At 69.6% G+C, this 18,295-nt stretch carries 14 protein-coding genes; 10 read left to right on the top strand and 4 right to left on the bottom strand.

What is annotated here, in order from left to right:
- The first annotated feature begins 660 nt into the window (after nucleotides 1-660).
- The 7 genes from ABT232_RS04705 (at nucleotide 661) to ABT232_RS04675 (ending at nucleotide 7,957) form a co-directional block, all read left to right on the top strand.
- Complete coding sequence (locus ABT232_RS04705) at nucleotides 661-948, top strand: hypothetical protein (protein ID WP_351835849.1); 288 nt, start codon at nucleotides 661-663, stop codon at nucleotides 946-948.
- A complete protein-coding gene (locus ABT232_RS04700; protein WP_351835846.1) occupies nucleotides 938-5,299 on the top strand; it encodes a peptidoglycan DD-metalloendopeptidase family protein in 4,362 nt (1,453 codons plus the stop codon). Before ABT232_RS04705 ends, ABT232_RS04700 begins: the two co-directional genes overlap by 11 nt.
- A gap of 114 nt (nucleotides 5,300-5,413) precedes the next feature.
- Nucleotides 5,414-5,575, top strand: coding sequence for a hypothetical protein (locus ABT232_RS04695; protein ID WP_351835844.1), 162 nt, complete (start codon nucleotides 5,414-5,416; stop codon nucleotides 5,573-5,575).
- A 75-nt stretch (nucleotides 5,576-5,650) separates the two neighbouring features.
- Nucleotides 5,651-5,893: a hypothetical protein gene (locus ABT232_RS04690; RefSeq protein ID WP_351835842.1), complete on the top strand. Its 243-nt coding sequence runs from the start codon at nucleotides 5,651-5,653 to the stop codon at nucleotides 5,891-5,893.
- The gene (locus ABT232_RS04685) at nucleotides 5,865-6,389 is read left to right on the top strand and encodes a DUF6879 family protein (protein ID WP_351835840.1); all 525 of its coding nucleotides are present in this window, start codon (nucleotides 5,865-5,867) and stop codon (nucleotides 6,387-6,389) included. The genes ABT232_RS04690 and ABT232_RS04685 overlap by 29 nt, the downstream gene beginning before the upstream one ends.
- A 15-nt stretch (nucleotides 6,390-6,404) precedes the next feature.
- On the top strand, nucleotides 6,405-7,253 hold the full coding sequence (locus tag ABT232_RS04680; protein ID WP_351835838.1) for a helix-turn-helix domain-containing protein: 849 nt from the start codon (nucleotides 6,405-6,407) through the stop codon (nucleotides 7,251-7,253).
- Between the two features lie 365 nt (nucleotides 7,254-7,618).
- Complete coding sequence (locus tag ABT232_RS04675) at nucleotides 7,619-7,957, top strand: hypothetical protein (protein ID WP_351836299.1); 339 nt, start codon at nucleotides 7,619-7,621, stop codon at nucleotides 7,955-7,957.
- 254 nt (nucleotides 7,958-8,211) lie between these two features.
- On the opposite strand, the gene ABT232_RS04670 is transcribed toward ABT232_RS04675, so the two are convergent.
- Nucleotides 8,212-9,024, bottom strand: a complete 813-nt coding sequence (locus ABT232_RS04670; protein ID WP_351835835.1) for a site-2 protease family protein — start codon at nucleotides 9,022-9,024, stop codon at nucleotides 8,212-8,214.
- Between the two features lie 308 nt (nucleotides 9,025-9,332).
- Between ABT232_RS04670 and ABT232_RS04665 the strand changes: the two genes are divergently transcribed.
- A complete protein-coding gene (locus ABT232_RS04665; protein ID WP_351835832.1) occupies nucleotides 9,333-12,608 on the top strand; it encodes an AfsR/SARP family transcriptional regulator in 3,276 nt (1,091 codons plus the stop codon).
- Nucleotides 12,609-12,614: 6 nt separating this feature from the next.
- Here ABT232_RS04665 and ABT232_RS04660 read toward each other — a convergent pair whose 3' ends face one another.
- The 3 genes from ABT232_RS04660 to panB all read right to left on the bottom strand — a co-directional run bounded on the left by ABT232_RS04660 (nucleotide 12,615) and on the right by panB (nucleotide 15,586).
- Nucleotides 12,615-13,439, bottom strand: coding sequence for an ABC transporter permease (locus ABT232_RS04660; RefSeq protein WP_351835829.1), 825 nt, complete (start codon nucleotides 13,437-13,439; stop codon nucleotides 12,615-12,617).
- Nucleotides 13,436-14,455, bottom strand: coding sequence for an ATP-binding cassette domain-containing protein (locus ABT232_RS04655; protein ID WP_351835826.1), 1,020 nt, complete (start codon nucleotides 14,453-14,455; stop codon nucleotides 13,436-13,438). The genes ABT232_RS04660 and ABT232_RS04655 overlap by 4 nt, the downstream gene beginning before the upstream one ends.
- Nucleotides 14,456-14,710: 255 nt before the next feature.
- Nucleotides 14,711-15,586, bottom strand: a complete 876-nt coding sequence (panB, locus tag ABT232_RS04650; protein ID WP_351835823.1) for a 3-methyl-2-oxobutanoate hydroxymethyltransferase — start codon at nucleotides 15,584-15,586, stop codon at nucleotides 14,711-14,713.
- Nucleotides 15,587-15,769: 183 nt separating this feature from the next.
- Here panB and ABT232_RS04645 point away from each other — a divergent pair, with 183 nt between their 5' ends.
- Complete coding sequence (locus ABT232_RS04645; protein ID WP_351835821.1) at nucleotides 15,770-17,359, top strand: MFS transporter; 1,590 nt, start codon at nucleotides 15,770-15,772, stop codon at nucleotides 17,357-17,359.
- A gap of 211 nt (nucleotides 17,360-17,570) precedes the next feature.
- Nucleotides 17,571-18,215 (top strand): TetR/AcrR family transcriptional regulator, encoded by a 645-nt coding sequence (locus ABT232_RS04640; protein ID WP_351835818.1) that lies wholly within the window; start codon nucleotides 17,571-17,573, stop codon nucleotides 18,213-18,215.
- The last annotated feature ends 80 nt before the right edge of the window (nucleotides 18,216-18,295 follow it).

The following is an 18,295-nucleotide window of genomic DNA, read 5'->3' as shown; positions in this document are numbered from 1 at the left end:
ACGCTCTGACCTGCGGTGATACCAGGGGGGTGATCTGGGCCCCGTCAGCACGCTGACCGAAGAGGTGCTGGGCGTCGCTCCGTAACCGCTCAGCAGATAGTCCACGGGAGTGCAAGGGGGAAGCTCCGAGATCGCCCGGGAGGCGCCCGCACAGGGCTTCCTAGAGGCATCTGGGTAACGCCCTGAGCGGTTTAGCCGCCAGAAAGTGTAACACGGGCGCAGCCTAAAACAGCAGGTCACGCCGCATGTAGCCGTTACAAAGCCCCGGAGAAGTCATCCCCGGGGCTTTCCTATTTCCGCAGGAGGAATCCGTGTCCGTCAACCATCAGCCTGAGTCCTGCCAGCGTCCGGGGTGCGCGTTCAGCCGCGCTTACCGACTGCACCCGTCGGGCGGGTATCGGCGTCAACGGCATTGCTCTCCGGAGTGCTACGTCTGGAGTCGGCGGGCATTCGGTGCGTCGGCGGCGGGAAACGTGACAGAGGCATCGGAGCTAATGGAGTTGGTCAAGCTCCTCGACGCACGCCAGGACCCCCGGGAGCGCGTTCCCGACGTCTTCACGGAGTTCCGGCCCTAAATATCACGGCGTCAGCAGGCGCCCCATAAACCATCCAAACCCCGGTGAACGCACCGGGGTTTTTTCATGCCCGTTTGGACGTCCAATGACCAATGACAACACGCGTTGCGCGCGACCAACGTGCGCGTTCAGCGTGGAACCACAGCTAACAGAAATCGGCACGCTGGCGGTTGCCGAATTCTGTTCAGATGCGTGCCGGGAATGGCTTGTAAACGCGGTGGACAACGCGCGTTGTGAGCCCTCGCCGGCCGTGGAACGCCAGGCGCGGCGGCTGTTCCTTATCCATGAGCTTCTGAACCTTCGGGATCACCCGTCCGACGTTGTGTTCTACACGCTGCCCGCGGATCCGCTGGGGGCTCAAGATGGCTGCTGACCTGGACATTGTCGGCACAGCGGCTGTCGACGTCGTCCCCATCGCACCCCGGTTCCACTCGAAGCTAGAGGCCATCGTCCTCCCCGCTGCGGATCGGGTGGGTCGCCAGGCCGGCGAGATTATCGGCGATCAAATTGGGCGACAGATAGCAACCGCTATTCCGTCGGCAATCAACAACGGTGGCAACGCTGCTCGCAACGCCGCAACGCGGGCAGGAAACAACAACGGCGGGGCGTTTGCGAGAGCTTTCGAGAACCGGCTCCGCGCAGCCTTCCAGTCGCTCCCGCGCCCTGACGTCCGTCTTTCGACGACTGGCTTCGACGCTGACCTTGCACGTCTCCGGGCGCGTATGGAGACGCTGTCGAACAAGACGATCGGTGTCGACATCGACGCCGCGACGGCCATCGCAGAAATGGAGGCGATTGACGCCAAGCTCGCGGAGCTGGGGTCGCGTTCGCCAAACGTGCAGATTCGTGCAGACGTGGCTACGGCACGCGCTGAGCTTGCTGCTCTGCAGCGGCAGATCAACGACATTGATCGCGACGACGTCAACATCAAGGTCCGCGCGAACACAACGCAGGCGCATGCGGCACTCCTGCAACTGACTGTCGCGATGGGCGCCGTAGCGGCCCTCCCCGTCATACCGGTCGCTGCCGCAGCCATCGGGGCTATCGCGTCGGCCGCATTCGTCGCTGCTGCCGGCGTCGGTGCGCTCGCCCTGGCAGCCGTCCCCGCCATTAAGGGCGTGACTGGCGTCATTCAGGCGAAGAGCGCCGCGGAGAAGGAGGCGGCGTCCGCGACGGACAAGAGCGCTGCCGCCAACGTCCGGGCCGCTCAGAACGCCCTCCAGATGGCCTCCGCGCAGCAGGCACTCACGTCCGCGCACCGCAACGCCGCCCGCTCCATCGCACAGGCCAACCGGCAGGTGGAGGACGCGGAGCGTGCCCTCGCGCAGGCGGCCGTGCGTGCTATGGAGCAGCGCGAGCAGGCGGCGGAGCGCGTCGAGGACGCGGAGCAGTCGCTCGCCGACGCTAAGCGCGCCTCGCGCCAGGCGGAGGAAGACCTCACGCAGGCCCGCCGGGACGCTGCGCAGCAACTCGAAGACCTCAACTCCCGGCTCGCCTCCGGCGCCCTCGACGAGCGGGAGGCCGCTCTCCGCGTACAGGAGGCCTACGAGGATCTGCAAGCCACTCTCGCAGACCCGACGGCCTCCGACCTCCAGCGTGATCGGGCGCAACTGGCCTATGACCAGGCCGTCCAGAATCAGAAGGACCAGGCGACGGAGTACCGCCGCCTCCAGCAGACGGCGGCGGAGCAGCACAAGGCCGGCGTCGAGGGCAACGAGGACGTGCGCCGCGCGACGCAGTCCGTCGCCGACGCGCAGCAGAACGTCCGGGACCAGGCTGAGGCACTGACCGACGCGCAGCGCGACGCGGCACAGACGCAGGTGGACGCGGCGCAGTCAGTTGCCGACGCTCAGCGCAACCTCGCCGACGCCGTGGACAACGCGGCTGTCGCGCAGGTCCAGGCGGCGGAGTCTATAGAGGCCGCGGAGCGTGGCGTCGAGTCGGCCCGCTTGTCGAGCATCGACACGACGGCCAATGCGAAGACGAAGGCGGACGAGTTCCGTGAGGCACTAGCGAAGCTCACGCCAGAGCAGCGCGACTTGTACGATTCCATCGCCGGTCCGGACGGTCTTTCGGCCGCTTTCAAGGAATGGTCGGCGTCGCTTCAGCCCGACGTCCTGCCGATTTTCACGCGGTTTGTCGACGGCGCGAAGAACGCTCTTCCGGGACTGACGCCGCTCGTCGAGGAATCCGCGGACGCAGTCAACGAGCTGATGGACCGCGCGAGCGAAGACATGAAGGGCGATCCGTTCTGGGATCGCTTTAAGACGGGAATCGTCGAGAGTGCTCAGCCGGCCATTGTCGGGATGGGAACGGCGTTCGGCAATGTCTTCAAGGGCATGGCCGGAATCCTGGACGCATTCTTCCCGCACATGGATTCCATCTCCCAGCGAATGCAGGACATCACCGGTCGCTTCGCCGAACGGGGGACGGGACTCCAGGGCTCCCCAGAGTTCGAGAGCTTCCTCCAGTACGCGAGCGACGTGGGCCCTCTCGTCGCTGAAACCATCGGTGACATTTTCTCCGCGGTGTTCGACGTCGCGAAGTCTCTGGAGCCAGCCTCGCGATTTCTGCTGACGATCTTCGGGTATGTAGCCGACTCCATCAGCTGGATTTCCGAGAACGCACCGTGGGCCGTCAACGCTATCTATGCGCTCTTCATCGTCTCCCGGCTCTGGGCTATGGCGATGGCAATGAACCCCATCGGTGCTGTCATCCTGGGGCTTATCGCACTGGCCCTCGCCGTGAAGTACGCGTGGGATCATTTCGAATGGTTCCGCGACATCGTCACGGCAGTCTGGGAGGGAATTCAGGGGGCGGCGGAGTGGGCCTGGACGAAGGTGCTCCAGCCGGTATTCCTGGGAATCTGGGAGGCTATCAAGTGGGTGGGCGACGCCTTCGTATGGCTCTGGCAAGAGGTGGTCGTCCCTGTCTGGAATGCAATATCGCTGATCGTCCGGACGGCCGTCGCGGTGATCGTGACGGTGCTCCTCACGCCGCTCTGGTTGGCTATCCAGGCTGCTGGTCTGCTGGTCATGTGGCTTTGGGAAGACTGCTTCAAGCCGACGTGGGATCTTATCGCCGCACTCGCCACATGGCTCTGGGACTACGTCCTGTCGCCATTCTTCACGGCGATTTGGGAGGGCATCAAGTGGGTCGGCGACCAATTCGTCTGGCTTTACGATCACGCCGTAAAGCCCTCAGCTGACTGGATCGTCGAAAAGCTCACGTGGCTTTGGAACGAAGCCCTTACGCCGCTGTTCGGATTCATCTGGGACGGCGTGAAGTGGGTCGGCGATAAATTCGTCTGGCTCTACGATCACGCGGTAAAGCCAGCGTTCGACTTCATCACCGAAGCCGCAGACTGGCTGTGGGACAAGGGCCTTAAGCCTGCCTTTGACACCATCAAAGAGGCTGTCGGACTCGTCGGTGACGCCTTCGACGATGCGAAAAAGGCGATCAAGGCCGCTTGGAACGAAGTAGCCGGCATCGCTGCCGCCCCCGTTAACTTCATCGTGGAATGGGTATACACGCGCGGAATTAAGGCAGTTTGGGATCGCGTGGCGGAATTCGTCGGCCTCGGCAAACTTCCTGACGCTCCGAAGCTTCTCGACGAAGACCCGAAATTCGCCTCCGGCGGACGTGTCTTCGGCGGTATCCCCGGTAAGGACAGCGTCCGAGCCTGGCTTATGCCCGGAGAGTACGTCGTCAAGACGGACAGCGCCCGAAAGATAGGGTACGCAAACCTCGAACACCTCAACCGCACGGGCGAGGTGCCTGGTGTCCCTAAGTTCGCCGACGGTGGCGTTGTTGGTGCCCTAGGAAGCGCATGGGACTGGACGACAGGCAAGGTCGGTTCCGCCGTTGATACCGGCATTGATTGGGCGAAGACTGCGGCGGACTTCCTGACTAATCCCTCGAAGATCTGGGATTCGCTCATGAAGCCGATTCTTGGCGACGTCGCTGAACACCTTGGCGTCGCTCAGATGGGCAAGGTACTCGCCAAGTACCCGCTGAAGATGGCCGGTGACCTGAAGGACAAGATCGTCTCCTTCGTCCTCGGTGGAGGCGGGGGCGACGGTACCGGCCCCCTGGGTAACGGCCAGTGGGCGAAGCCCGTCAACGCCCCCTTCGGCACACGCTTCGGCGTGGCCGGCTCGATGTGGTCCAGCGGTCACCACACCGGTTTGGACTTCCCCGCCGCCACGGGGACGCCCATCCGCGCGGTGGACAGGGGACGTGTCGTGACGGCCGCTAGCGGCGGTCCGTACGGGCGGCACGTGCTCATCGACCACGGAGGCGGCCTGGCGTCGCTCTACGCCCACATGTCCCGGATGGCGACGGCCGTCGGCCAGGCGGTCACCCGCGGGCAGACGATCGGTGCCGTGGGGGCGACGGGCAACGTCACCGGACCGCACCTCCACCTGGAGGCGCGACGGAACGGACGGACCATCGACCCCATGCCGTTCCTTTACGACGATGGGGGATACCTCCAGCCCGGCATGAACCTCGTTGCCAACGGGACAGGCAAGCCTGAGCCGGTGCTGACGTCGGCGCAGTGGGCGGAGATCCGCGCCGCGAAGAGCGGCGGCGGGCCCGTGACGGTCAACGTCGAGTCGAAGACGTACCTCGACGGCCGCGAAGTCGGCGGATTCGTCGACCAGCGCATCGAGGTCTACGACGCCGAGAGTGCACGCTCCCTCGACAACGGCCGGTGGGTCTGACGCACACCTAGCCGCCTCTCCGCCACGGAGGGGCGGCTCGCACACTTCACCACGCGCGCCCCGCTGGCCGTCAGGGCTGGCGGGGCGCTCCCATGACTTCTAGGAGGAGCAACGATGTTCGACTTCACGAAGGGCGCGAAGAGCCAGTCCGTCACCTGCCCGCAGTGCGGTGCCGATGTGGAGCAGAAGCCCGGCGCCGGGCGGGTGCGGCAGTACTGCACGCCAGGGCACGGCAAGGCGTGGCGGCGCCGGATGCGTCACGCAGGGTGGCTCTAGGCGGTCTTGACTGGCTCCCCCGCGGGCGGAAGGGTCGTAGACATCTGTAGAACCCGCAGAAGGGTATGAGCAGCTATGCCGCTACGGTTCATCGCGAAGGATCCGAACACGGACGGGGCAAACTGTCCGACGGTATGGGTCGACGAGGAACGGCAGGAACTCGTCATGCAGGGTTGGAAGATCGACGATGTGACTCGCGCCGACTGCCTGACGACCGGCCCGATCCCCGACAACGAAGAGGTCGTGCGGCTCCCCATGCGAATGGTCGCCGCCATCAGGGAGGCATGTGATGCTGCGGAGCGCGCCGCCGTTCAGTGAGCTACTGGCGGGCTGTCGTCGGTCGGCTGTTCACCTGGAGATGCGCGACCACTACGACGACCCGGACGAGGCTCCCCGTGTCGCAGCGTGGAAGTCCGGCTACCGCCCAGACCCTGACGACCGTTCGACGTGGTGGCGTCCCTGGCTGGACATGGTCGCGGAGACGGTCGCGCGGGGCGTTGTCATCCGTCGCGCCCGCATCGTCTCCGAGCCCGTGAGTGAGTACACCCGCTATCTGTATGACGGCACGTTCACCAACGTCGCCGCCGGCGAACAGATCCGGTGGCTACCGCGGAGGAATGCCTCCGACTTGGCGTTGCCCGGTAACGACTTCTGGGTCTTTGACGACCGCATCGTCCGGTTCGGCTACTTCTCTGGCGAAGGGACCTACCTGGGTGACGAGGTCACCGAGGAGCCGGCAGTGGTGAAACTCTGCGCCGACGCCTTCGAAGGTGTCTGGAGCAGGGCGACGCCGCACGAGGACTACGGGATCTGACGAGCAACACAGCGCATGCCAACGTCGCCATCATCAAGCGTCCAGTCAGCCCGCAAAGCCGTGGCCGACCGGCTCCGGGAGATCCGCCGGGATGCCGGCCTGACGGGTAAGGACGTTGCAGCGCGCACGGGATGGCAGCGTTCGAAGGTCTCCCGACTGGAGAACGCTGTCACGCCCCCGTCAGACGACGACATCCGGGCATGGTGCCGGGCCTGCGACGCCGACGGGCTGACCGCAGACCTTATCGCGGCCTCCCGTACGGCGGACTCTATGTACGTCGAATGGCGCCGGTTGCAGCGCACGGGGCTGCGACGGTTGCAGGAGTCCTACCTGCCGCTCTTCGAGCGGACACAGACCTTTCGGATCTACTGCTCGAACGTGGTCCCCGGCATACTTCAGACCGATGGATACGCGACGGCGCTGCTGGGCTCCATCGCGGCGTTCCGGGGGACACCCGACGACGTAGCGGAGGCCGTACAAGCCCGTATGGAGCGCTCGCGCGTCATCCGCGAAGGTAATCACCGGTTCGCGCTCCTGGTCGAGGAGGCAGTGCTCCGGCACCGTGTCGGAGGCGCCGCAGTGATGGCCGGCCAACTGGGTTACTTGCTCTCGATCATGGCGCTTCCGTCCGTCTCGCTAGGCGTCATCCCGTTCACTGCCGACCGGCGGATGTGGATGCTGGAGACGTTCAGCGTCTACGACGAGGCTCAGGCGCAAGTGGAGCTGCTGACAGCACAGGTCAACGTCACGGCCCCCTCAGAGGTAGGGCAGTACCTCCAGGCCTTCGGCGAGTTCTCGAAGTTGGCCGTCTACGGCGCCGGTGCCCGCGCCCGGATCACCGCAGCGATCGACGCTCTTGGGTGAATGGATAGAACTCCGTAGAACTCTGTGGCATCCCGACTGTGACGGTCCGTAACGTCAACGCACGCCATTCCGCCCACAGTGGGTGATCACATGCAGGGATTAGGAGGGGCTATGCCGCGCCCTGAACAGAAAGAGCTGCCGGCCGTCGGGACGGTCTTCGTCGATACGGCACGATCCCTGATCGGGGAGTTCCGGGGCGTCGAGGGGGACAGCTACTGCCTTCGCCCTCTCGGGGGAGGGCGGGAATGGACGTGTCACCCGCGATGGCTGGAGCCCGCGACGGACGAAGACCGGCGCGACCCGGTACTCAATGCCCGTCGCCTCTGGCACACGCCGGGAGCCATGAAGTGACAGCCGAAACAGCGATGGAGGTCTCCCTCCGTCCCGGCTTCTGGTGTGAGTGCTGGACGAAAGATCTCAATAGCCCGGAGGAGGAGCCGGTCTTACATGGATCGACCGGCGCCTACTCGCCGGCGCGGGCTGACCGATGGATCGCAATCGCGCTCCGCACCATCTCGTCAGCCCTGGACACCGACGCTTCCGACCAGGCGTGGGAGTGGCTGCGGGACAGCCGCATCGACACGCGGCGGGCGCTGCTGCGCAATGAGCCGTGTTCGGTGACGATCACGAACGGACCCACTCAGGTCACGTGGGCCGTGCGGCCGGTGCTCTTCCTGCCCCTGGCGAACCATCAGTGCCCGTAGACCCGCAGCCGGCGCCCGTGCGTCGAACTGCGGAGGGCGCGGCGGGGGCTGGGCACTGCCGGTGAGGTCGGTAGGTGCCGCTCCACAGCCCCCGCTAGCGTCCCTTGATCCTCGTCCCCGGGGCTTGCTCCGTTCGACCGGGGACGAGAACCCCGCCCGTGCCGACCCCCTCGACTCGTCGAGGGGGAGGGCGGATGCCGCCCCGCCCACTTCCTCCCCCGTGGAGGTGGGCGGGGCTTTCGCATGCACTCTGATCAGGGCGTGCAGCCGACGTCGGGTCCGACATCCCGCAGCGCACTGAATACATAGTTGTATAGGTACTGGCCGCAGTACGTGTCGAAGTCGCTGATGCCGAGGCCGCGCAGCAGCGCGTCGATCAGGTCGAAGAACGCGCCGTTCACCGCCGGGATCCACAGCAGCGCGAACACGATCAGCAGGCCGAACGGCGCCAGCGGCTCCACCTGGCGCCGCACCTCCCGCGACAGCCAGGGCTCGATCACGCCGTAGCCGTCCAGGCCCGGCACCGGCAGGAAGTTCAGCAGCGCGGCCGTCACCTGGAGCAGCGCGAGGAACGCCAGCGCGAACCGGAAGTCCCGCGGCACGCCGTCCAGCGCGTCCAGCCAGAACGGCGCGGTGCACACCACCGCGAACAGCACGTTCGTCAGCGGGCCCGCCGCCGAGATCAGGCTGTGCCGCCAGCGGCCCCGGATCCGGCCGCGCTCGATGAACACCGCACCGCCCGGCAGACCGATCCCGCCCATGATCACGAACACCACCGGCAGCACGATGCTCAGCAGGGCGTGCGTGTACTTCAGCGGGTTCAGCGTGAGATAGCCCTTCGCGCCGACCGTGATGTCACCGCTGTGCAGGGCGGTGCGCGCGTGCGCGTACTCGTGCAGGCACAGGGAGACGATCCAGGCCGCCGTCACGAACAGGAAGACGGCCAGCCCGGGCTGCTCCGCGAAGCCCGTCCAGGTGGCCCAGCCGGTGACCGCGGTGACGGCGACGATCCCCACGAAGACGGGACTGATCCGCCGGTCGCTCGGACGGATGGCGGCGGTGGTCATACGGCTCCCCCTCGGGCACGGCGGCTGCGCCCGACCGTACCGGGCACAACGGGAAAACGTCTCGCGCCCGGGTGTCGGTTCCAGGAAGGTGGGTCCATGGGATCGTGCTGGAAGCTCCACGGCGACACGGACGCCGCCCGTACCGTGCGCGCCGGCACCCCGGGGCATGGCCGGCCGGTGGGCGAACCGTGCCGGGACGGGGCGGGCGGGACCGGCGGTCCCGGGGTGCCGACCTGACCGACCCCCGGCCCTGTGACCGCCCCGACCGGCCCCCGGCCCTGTGACCGCCCCGACCGCTACCGGAGACAATGGACCCCGTGCGCTACCGCATTCTCGGCACCACCCAGGCAATCCGCCCCGACGGCACGGCTGTCCCCGTGGGCGGAGCACGGCTGCGCGCCCTGCTCACCGTGCTGGCCCTGCGGGCCGGCCGGGCCGTTCCCGCGGGGCTGCTCGTCGACGAGGTGTGGGACGGCGACCCGCCCGCCGACGCACCGGGCGCGCTCCAGGCGCTGGTCGGCCGGCTGCGCCGGGCCCTGGGCGCCGGCGCCGTGGAGTCGGTCGACGGCGGCTACCGGCTGAGCGCCGTCCCCGACGACATCGACCTGCACCGCTTCACCCGGCTGGCCGACGAAGGCGCCCGCGCGCTCGCCGACGGCGACGCCGCCAAGGCCGCCGACCTGCTCGACGACGCCCTCGCCCTGTGGCGCGATCCCGCCCTCGCCGACCTGCCCGACCGTACCGCCGAGGCCGCCCGCTGCGCGGCCCGCCGGCTGGACGCCCGCCGCGCCCGCCTCGCCGCCACCCTCGCGCTCGGCCGGGCCGGGCAGGCGCTGCCCGAACTGACCGCCCTGTGCGACGAACACCCGCTGGACGAGCCGCTCCAGGCGCTGCGGCTGCGCGCCCTGCGCGAGGCGGGCCGCACCGCCGAGGCACTGGCCGCCTACGACGACGTACGCCGTCTCCTCGCCGACCGGCTCGGCTCCGACCCGGGACCCGAACTGCGCGCCCTGCACGCCGAGTTGCTGCGCCGGCAGGGCGCGCCCGCACCGCCGCCCGCCGTCGACGGCCACCGTCCGCCGGGGAATCTGCGGGCCCGGCTCACCTCCTTCGTCGGCCGGGACACCGACATCGAGGCCATCCGCGACGACCTCGACGCCGCCCGGCTCGTCACCCTGCTGGGGCCGGGCGGCGCCGGGAAGACCCGGCTGTCGCAGGAGGCCGCCGAGACCGTCGGGGACGCCGCGCGGGACGGGGCGTGGCTGGCGGAGCTGGCGCCGGTCGACGACCCGGCCGCCGTACCGGAGGCCGTGCTCACCGCGATCGGCGCCCGCGAGACCGTGCTGCACGGCGCCGGCGCGGAGGAACTGCGGGCCGCCGTCGCCGACCGCCACGACGACCCCGTGGAACGCCTCGTCGAGTACTGCGTGCGGCGCCGCATGCTGATCGTCCTCGACAACTGCGAGCACGTCGTGGAGGCCGCCGCCCGCCTCGTCGCCGAACTGCTGGAGCGCTGCCCGGAACTGACGGTGCTCGCCACCAGCCGCGAACCCCTCGGCGTACCCGGTGAACTGCTGCGGCCGGTGGAGCCGTTGCCCGAGCCGTACGCGCTGCGGCTGTTCGCCGACCGCGGGGCCGCCGCCCGGCCCGGATTCCGCACCGAGGACGACCCCGAGGCGTGCGCCGAGATCTGCCGCCGCCTCGACGGCCTGCCCCTCGCCATCGAACTCGCCGCCGCCCGGCTGCGGATGCTCACGCCCCGTCAGATCGCCGACCGCCTCGACGACCGCTTCCGCCTGCTCACCTCCGGCAGCCGGACCGTGCTGCCCCGCCAGCAGACCCTGCGCGCCGTCGTCGACTGGTCCTGGGACCTGCTCGACACCGACGAACGCGAGGTGCTGAGCCGGCTGTCGGTCTTCGCCGGCGGCTGCGACCTGGCCGCCGCCGAGGCCGTCTGCGGCCCGGCCGCCCTGGACGCGCTCGCCTCCCTCGTCGACAAGTCCCTGGTGGTGGCCGCTCCGGCCGGCGACGGCGAGATGCGCTACCGGCTGCTGGAGACCGTCGCCGAATACGCCAGGGAACGCCTCGACGCCTTGGGCGGACGCCCCGCCACGGCCCGCGCCCATCTCACCTACTACCGCGAACTCGCCCGCACCACCGATCCGTTGCTGCGCGGCCCCGGCCAGCTCGCCGCCGTCGAACTGCTCCAGCGCGAGTACGAGAACCTGCGCACCGCCCTGCGCCACGCCGTCGCCGAACGCGACGAGCAGGAGGCGCTGTGCCTGGTGCTGTCGCTGACCTGGTACTGGCAGATGCGCGACCTGCGCATCGAGGCCCGCAACTGGTGCCTCACCGTCATGGACCTCGGGCCCGACCCGTTCGCCGAGCCGCTTCGCAAGGCCGCCCCCGTCTGGCAGCGCTGCACCGCGGAGCCGCCGCCGATGACCGGCGAGGTGCTGCTGGAGGCGCGGCGCGGTGTCCACCTGGCGCACCTCGCCTGCATGGACACCGAACTGGACGCCTGGCAGACCCCCGAGGCCCAGCGCAAACTGCGGGCCATCTCCGCGGTCTACGAGCCCGGCCTCCCGCAGACCTGCCGCAGTCCCGGCATGCTCGCGTTCTACGCCGTGATCCTGACCGGCGGCATGGAGCGGCTGGCCGCGCTCCTCGACGCCGCCGTGGACGTCTGCCGCCGCACGCCGGGCTACGACTGGGAGCTGGCCACCAGCCTCCAGATGCGCGCCAACGTCCTCGCCAACCGCGCCGACCGGGCGGGCGAAGCCGGCCGGGACGCCGACGAGTCGCTGGAGCTGTTCGCCCGCCTCGGCGACATCTGGGGCAGCGCCGAGGCGCTGTCCGCGCGCGCCGAGGCCCATGAGCGCGAGGGGCGCTATCACGCGGCCGCCGCCGACTACGAGGCGGCCATGGCCCACGCGCTGCGGCTCGGCGCCCGCGCTCAGCACGCGGTCCTCAGCGCCCGGCTGGGCAGCGCCCTGCTGGAGGCGGGCGAGGCCGAACGGGGCGAGCGGCTGCTGCGGGAGGTGGTCGACAAGGAGGACGGCGCGCACAACGAGGCGATGCCGTTCGGCCGGGTCATGCTCGCCGGCTGGCTCAGCCTGACCGACCGGACCGCGGAGGCGCGGGAGATGCTGCGGGCGCTGCGTGAGGAGTTCACCATCTCCCGCTTCGTCGTCTTCGACGCGTTCATCCTCGGCCAGGAGGCGTGGGTGGACGCCGTCGACGGCCGTTACGCGGAGGCCAGGGAGAAGATCCGGCGCGGCCTGGCCCAGGCCGACGACCCGCTGACGCGGGTCATGGCGCCGCAGCTGGCCTCGGCGTACCTGGCGGTCGCCGCCCTGGCGATGGCCGGGGACGGCGGTGGGCGGGACGGCGGGGACGCGGCCCGCTGCCTCGGCGCCGCAGAGGCCCTGCGGCCCGCCGGCCACCACGCCTCCGCCATGGAGCGCCAGGCGTACGAGCGGGCCGAGGCAGCGGTACGGGCCGTACTGCCCGCCGAGGAGTTCGCGGTCTGCTACGCCGAAGGCGGCGGCCTCACCGCTCAGGAGGCCGCCGCCCTGGTGTGAGCCGGGTCAGCTCTTCGTCTTGAACTTGTGGATGGCGACCGGCGCCATCACCGCGGTGATCGCCACCGACCAGCCCAGCGTCACCCACAGGTCGTGCGCCACCGGGCCGCCCACCATCAGTCCGCGCGCCGCGTCCGCGAGCGTGGACAGCGGGTTGTAGTCGGTGAACGCCTGGAGCCAGCCGGGCATCGACGCCGTCGGGGCGAAGATCGACGAGCCGAACTGGAGCGGGAAGAGCACCAGGAAGCCCATCGCCTGCACCGACTGCGCGTTCTTCAGGACCACGCCCAGGGTGAGGAACACCCACATGATCGACGAGGCGAACGCGGTGGACAGGCCCACGGCCGCGAGCAGACCGAGCCAGTGCTCGATGTCGAAGCCGACCAGGACGGCGACGATCATCAGCACGGTGGTGGCGAACAGCATCCGCACCAGTTCGACCGAGATCTTCGCGAACAGCACCGAGCCGCGGCCGATGGGCAGGGACCGGAACCGGTCCATGACACCGGAGTTGAAGTCCTGGCTGAAGCCGGTGCCGACGCCCTGGGACAGCGTCATGCTCATCATCGCGATCATGCCGGGGATCACGTACTGCACGTACCCGTCCTGACCGCCGCCCAGGGCCTGCCCGATCGAGCCGCCGAAGACGTACACGAACAGCAGGGTGAAGACGACCGGCATCAGCAGGGCGTCGAACATGGACTCCGGGTCCTGTCTGATCCACAGCAGGTTGCGGCGGATCAGGGCCCCGGTGTGCCGCAGGTGCCCGCGCAGCGGGATGCGGGTGTCGGGGGTGGGGACGAGGGTGGGGGAAGGGGCGGCGGCGCTCATACGGCGACCTCCTCGCGGGCGGCGGCGGGCACGGTGTCCTGCGGCGCACTGGCACGGTGGCCGGTGAGCGACAGGAACACCTCGTCCAGGCTGGGCAGTTCGGTGGTGACCGCGGACAGGGTGATGCCGCGGCCGACGGCGGCGGAGACCACCGCGGTCAGCTGCTCGTCGCTGAGGATCGGCACCAGGACGGTGCCGCGCTCGGCGTCCACGGTGGTGGTGGCGAGCCCGGTGATGCCCAGGTCGTCCAGGGCGTGGGCCAGCGGCCGCAGCTGGAGCGGATCGGCGGGCCGCAGCCGCAGCGTCCGCCCGCCCACCTTGGCCTTCAGCTCGTCGATACCGCCGGTCGCGATGACCTGGCCGCGGTCCACGACGGTCAGCTCGGAGGCCAGCTGTTCGGCCTCCTCCATGTACTGCGTGGTCAGCAGGACGGTCACGCCGTCCCCGACCATCCGCTTGACCTCGTCCCAGACCTCGTTGCGGGTGCGCGGGTCGAGGCCGGTGGTCGGCTCGTCCAGGTAGAGCACCGCCGGGCGGCCGATCATCGAGGCGGCCAGGTCGAGCCGGCGGCGCATACCGCCGGAGTAGGTCGCGGCCGGGCGCTTGGCCGCCTCGGTCAGCGAGAAGCGCTCCAGCAGCTCGTCGGCGCGGGCGCGGGCGTCCTTGCGGGACAGGTCCAGCAGCCGCCCGATCATGTACAGGTTCTCCCAGCCGGGCAGCTTCTCGTCGACCGAGGCGTACTGCCCGGTGAGCCCGATCACCCGCCGCAGCTGGCGGGGCTGCTGTACGACGTCGTAGCCGGCGACGGTCGCCTGTCCGGCGTCCGGGGTGATCAGCGTGGACAGGATCCGGACCAGGGTGGTCTTCCCGGCGCCGTTCGGCCCGAGCACCCCCATCACGGTGCCCTCGCGCACCTCCAGGTCGACGCCGTCCAGCGCCTTCGTCTCCCCGTAGTGCTTCACCAGCCCTCGTACGGTCACGGCCGTGGTGCCGCTCTGCTTCTCGATGTGTGTCATGCCGATGACGGTGTCAGGGCCCACCGACAAACGGCCGACAGGCCACCGACAGCCACCGACGACCCGCCGACGGGCTGCCGACAGCCGCCGTCAGCCTCGGGAACGGGGACAGCCCCGCCGACGGGGGAAGATCGGCGGGGCTGTCTGGTACCGCAGTGGCTCGATGTGCTGAGGGCCCGGTGTGCCGACGGCTCGGTGCACGAGGGCTCAGCGCACGGAGGGCTCAGCGCACGGACGGCTCAGCGCACGGAGGGCTCAGTGGACGGAGTGCTCCTCCTGCGGGAACGTTCCGCCGACCACGTCCTCGGCGAACGCCTTCACCGCGTCGCCCATGACCTCACGCAGGTTCGCGTACTGCTTGACGAACTTCGGCACCCGGCCGCCGGTCAGCCCCAGCATGTCGGTCCACACCAGCACCTGGGCGTCCGTCTCAGGACCGGCCCCGATGCCGACCGTCGGGATGTGCAGGGTGCGTGTCACCTCGGCCGCCAGCTCGGCCGGCACCAGCTCCAGCACCACCGCGAACGCGCCCGCGTCCTGTACCGCCTTGGCGTCCCGCAGCAGCTGCTGCGCGGCCTCCTCGCCGCGCCCCTGCACGCGGTACCCCATGGCGTTCACCGACTGCGGGGTCAGCCCGATGTGGGCCATCACCGGGATGCCGGACTCCACCAGCAGCCGGATCTGCTCGTGCGACCGCTCGCCGCCCTCCAGCTTCACCGCCTGGACGCCCGCCTCCTTCACCAGCCGGGTCGCCGAGCGCAGCGCCTGCACCGGGCCCTCCTGGTAGGAGCCGAACGGCAGGTCGCCGACGATCAGCGAACGCCGGGTGCCGCGCACCACCGCGGCGGAGAGCAGCGCCATCTCGTCGAGGGTGACGGGCACGGTGGTCTCGTACCCCAGGTGGCAGTTGCCCGCCGAGTCGCCGACGAGGATCACCGGGATCCCGGCCTCGTCGAAGACGGACGCGGTCATCGCGTCGTACGCGGTGAGCATGGGCCACTTCTCGCCGCGCTCCTTGGCGAGGGCGATGTCGCGGACGGTGATGCGGCGTGTGCCCTTGCCCCCGTACAGAGCCCTGCTGCCGTCTGAGGTTGCGGTCTTCGCAGGCTGGGCAGCCGAAAGCTGCGTCATGGCTACGACTCCTTACGTCATCTCGAGGCGCCCTCACGGCGTCCCCGGACCACTCCCCATGGTGGCACCTCGTGTCACGAGCGGCTAGGGGACCCCCGTCACGCGTCCGGCTCCGTCAAGAGCACGGTAAGAATCATTCGATACGGAACCGTCTCGTATCGTAAATGCCCTAGGCTCGGCCGTATGACTGATCCCGCCGTCCCCGCGGCCCCTCGCATACCGGAAGCGGTGCACCGGCGCCGCTGGGCCATCCTCGGGGTGCTCATGCTGAGCCTGCTGATCGTGGTGCTCGACAACTCCATCCTGAACGTCGCCATCAAGACGATCTCCACCCCGGCGCCCACCGGCATCGGCGCCACCCAGAGCGAGCTGGAGTGGGCGATCAACGCCTACACCCTGGTCTTCGCGGGCCTGCTGTTCAGCGCCGGTCTCCTCGGCGACCGCCTCGGCCGCAAGAAGGTGCTGCTCGGCGGACTGCTGGTGTTCGGCGCCGGCTCCGCGCTCGCCGCCTTCTCCGGTTCCCCGGCCGAGCTGATCACCTACCGCGCGGTGATGGGCCTCGGCGCCGCCTTCGTGATGCCGGCCACCCTCGCCGTGCTGATGAACGTCTTCGAACGCGACGAGCAGCCCAAGGCCATCGGCATCTGGGCCGGCGGCGTCGGCCTCGCCATCGCCATCGGACCGATCACCGGCGGTGTGCTGCTCGACCACTTCTGGTGGGGCTCGGTCTTCCTGATCAACGTGCCCATCGTGGTGCTCGCGGTGGCGCTGATGGTGTGGCTGGTGCCCGACTCCCGCGACCCGAACCCCGGCCGGGTCGACCCCGTCGGCGTGGTGCTCTCCGTCGTCGGCCTGGTCCTGCTGGTCTTCGGCATCATCCGCGGCGGCGAGCTGGCCGACTTCACCGACCCGACCGTCCTGGCCACCGTCGGTGCGGGGCTCGCGGTGCTCGTCGCCTTCGTGGTGTTCGAGAAGCGCAGCGACCATCCGTCCATCGACGTCACCTACTTCAAGAACCGGGTCTTCTCGGCCGCCGTCGCCGCCATCGCCCTGGTCTTCTTCGCACTGATGGGCGTGACCTTCTTCTCGGTCTTCTACACCCAGAGCGTGCGCGGCTACACACCGCTGGAGACCGGTCTGCTGATGCTCCCGCTGGCCGCCGCCCAGATGATCTTCGCGCCGCGCGCCCGGCTGCTCGTCGACCGCTTCGGCAACAGGGCCACCACCACCGGCGGCATGCTGCTGCTCGCCGCGATGCTCGGCGCGTTCGCCACCTTCGAGGCGGACACGCCGATCTGGCTGCTGGAGGTCGTCTTCTTCCTCATGGGCACCGGGATGGCGCACATCATGACGCCCACCAGCGTCGTCATCATGCAGGCCCTGCCGCGCGAGAAGGCCGGCTCCGCGTCCGCGCTCAGCAACACCTTCCGCCAGGTCGGCGGCGCGCTCGGGATCGCGGTGCTCGGCTCCGTGCTCTCCGCGGCCTACCGCAACGGCGTCGAGGACGAGCTGACCGCGCTGCCCGCGTCCCTCCACCACACCGCCGGCGAGTCCATCGAGGCCACCCTCGCGGTCGCCGAGCGGCTCGGCCCGCGCGGCGACGCCCTCGTCGCCCCGGCCCACGACGCCTTCCTGCACGCCATGCACATCACCGCCCTGTGCGGCGCGGGCGTGGCGGCGGCCGGCGCCCTGGTGGTGGCCCTGTTCCTGCCGGGCCGCGGGGCGCGGCCGCTGCCGGGCGCACGGGAGCAGGAGCTGGTGACGGCGGAGTAGCCACGGGCGGTGGCGGGGGAGCCGCAAGCGGCGGTGGGGGAGCCGCGGGCCGGGCCGGGGGAGCAGTGAGCGGCCGGGAGTCAGGGGCGGCGGGAGGCACGCCGAGCGGAGCGGCCCGTACCGGCCCGGGGCGCGGGACAGGGAGAATCACTCCCGGTGATCACCGGGAGCCGGTGACCACGGGAAGAGCGATCACGGAAAGGACAGCGACGTGAGGCTCGCCGACAGCCACCCCGGCCAGGACACCCCCACCAGGGGCCGCCCCCGCAGCGAAGCGGTGGAGCGGGCCATCATCGAGGGTGTGGTGAAGCTGCTGGAGGACGGCGTCCCGCTCGCGGAGCTGTCCATCGAGCGGATCGCCCGCACCGCCGGCGTCGGCAAGGCGACCATCTACCGCCGCTGGCCCGGCAAGGAGGAACTGTTCGTCGACGTGGTCCGCGCCGCCGAACCCCCGGACCCCGAACTGCCCGGCACCTCCCTGCGCGACGACCTGGTGGCCCTGCTCGAACAGCTGCGCCGGCGCGGTCTGATGGCCCAGTCGTCGGCGATCCTGCTCAACGTCTACGCCCAGATGAAGAGCAGCCCGAAGATCTGGGCCGCCTACCACGCGAACGTCGTCGAGCCGCGCCGCCGGGCCCAGCTGGAGGTGCTGCGCCGCGGCCAGCGCAACGGCGAACTGCGCGAGGACGTCGACGTCGAGCTGCTGAACGACCTGTTCGTCGGCCCCATGCTGCTGCGCACGGTGATGCGCCCCGGCGCGGACCTGCCGGAGGGCCTGGCGGAGGAGATCGTCGACCGGCTGCTGGAAGGACTGCGGCCGCCCGCCTCACCGACCGTCAGTTCGCCACGCCCGTAGCCGGAATGTGCGCGTTTCGTCACAGTGGCCGCCCAAGGCGCCGCAATCGGAACTCCACGCCCCGCCTTCTTCGTCCTCGC

The sequence above is a fragment of the Streptomyces sp. NPDC001532 genome, from assembly GCF_040298625.1.
Lineage (GTDB): Bacteria > Actinomycetota > Actinomycetes > Streptomycetales > Streptomycetaceae > Streptomyces.
Note: the sequence above shows the minus strand (reverse complement) of the source record. Positions and strands in the feature narration are given on the sequence as shown.